The organism is Sulfurimonas sp. (genome assembly GCF_026991475.1).
Taxonomy (GTDB): domain Bacteria; phylum Campylobacterota; class Campylobacteria; order Campylobacterales; family Sulfurimonadaceae; genus Sulfurimonas.
In genome coordinates this window covers 1-1,346 of the sequence record NZ_JALXBK010000131.1, presented here as the reverse complement: position 1 = coordinate 1,346, position 1,346 = coordinate 1, and the positions used below count along the sequence as shown (strand labels likewise).

The window sequence follows — 1,346 nt, the reverse complement described above, 5'->3', positions numbered from 1 at the left end:
GGTCCTGGAGACTCTTTCTTTATCAAAAATGCTAAAATAGCTATTACAGGCAATAATATTGGTAAAAGAAGTATCGCTAAGATATAATTAAAACATACCTGCACAAGCATTCGACTTTTCGAAGCGAGACGATTTTTAAAGTAGACTAAATTTGTTCTCGTATTTTGCAATTTATCAATATGTGAATTAGTAAGATCAAACTCATCAAAAGTCGGAATAAAAAGCACTTCGTGTTTAGCAGACAATGCTTCACTTATAATTTTATTTCTCTCATCTAAATCCATATCTTTTGCATTTACAAAAACAACTTCTGCATCTCTCTCTTTTGCATCTTCATATCCAAGATAAGGATTTGTGAAAACTTCTTGACGAACCAAAATATCACACCCATATACACGAGCTCTTTTTCTCCATAAACCAATTTTAAAAAGCCATTTCTTACCAATATTTTTAAATAATGGAATAAAAATACCTGCTATTGGTTTAGGAACTGCTGATCCAATGAATGGTCTAAACATACCAGATTCGATAAAGAAAAAAGGATTACTATATCAGAGAATCTATAATGGATTAATAATAAGACCATATCGTAAATATATTTCATATAAAGTTATAAAATCTATTTCTTGGGCTTTAGGAAATGGATATCGTCTAATAGATACATCTGCGGCATACAATAATGAAAAGTTGATTCAAGAAGGTATAGAAAATAGTGGTGTAAAACGAAAAGAGCTTTTTATTGTTACTAGAGTAAGTAATAATGAGCAATGGAATGGCAATATTAGAAAAGCACTGCAAGATTCGCTTAGAAAGCTGGGGCTTGACTATGTCGATTTATATATGTTTCATTGGCCTGTCCCAAATATTTTTATACAAACATGGGGAAAAATGGAAGAACTTTACAAAGAAGGTTTGGCACGTTCAATTGGTGTAGCAAATTGCCATCAGCATCATTTAGAAGCTTTGATTTCCACGAGTAGCATAATACCTGCAGTTAACCAATTTGAAATACATCCTTTGATGAACCAGAAAGAACTGATTAACTTTTGTCGATCAAAAAATATCAATATAATGGCATATTCACCTATAGGTAGACTTCATGAAAAAATAAAAAACAACCAGATATTAAATAATTTAGCTGAAAAACATAATAAAAGTGTACCACAAATTGTTCTGAGATGGCATTTTCAAAATGGACTTGTAACAGTACCTAGGTCTTTAACTCCCTTAAACATAAGTGCAAATTTAAATATTTTTGATTTTGAATTATCGCAAGATGAAATTCAAAGAATTGATCGTATTAATGAAAATCTTAGGCTTAGGTTCCATCCAGATCAATATAATTA

1 protein-coding gene and 1 pseudogene are annotated in these 1,346 nt (G+C 30.8%); one reads left to right on the top strand and one right to left on the bottom strand.

The window, feature by feature from the left end:
* Positions 1 to 518: pseudogene (locus MV589_RS10920) on the bottom strand (hypothetical protein); the annotation flags it as partial.
* On the opposite strand from MV589_RS10920, the gene MV589_RS10915 reads away from it, so the two are divergent.
* Positions 502 to 1,346, top strand: an 845-nt coding sequence (locus tag MV589_RS10915; protein WP_297434793.1) for an aldo/keto reductase, incomplete at its 3' end; no start/stop codon positions are given. The pseudogene MV589_RS10920 and the gene MV589_RS10915 sit on opposite strands and share 17 nt — an antisense overlap.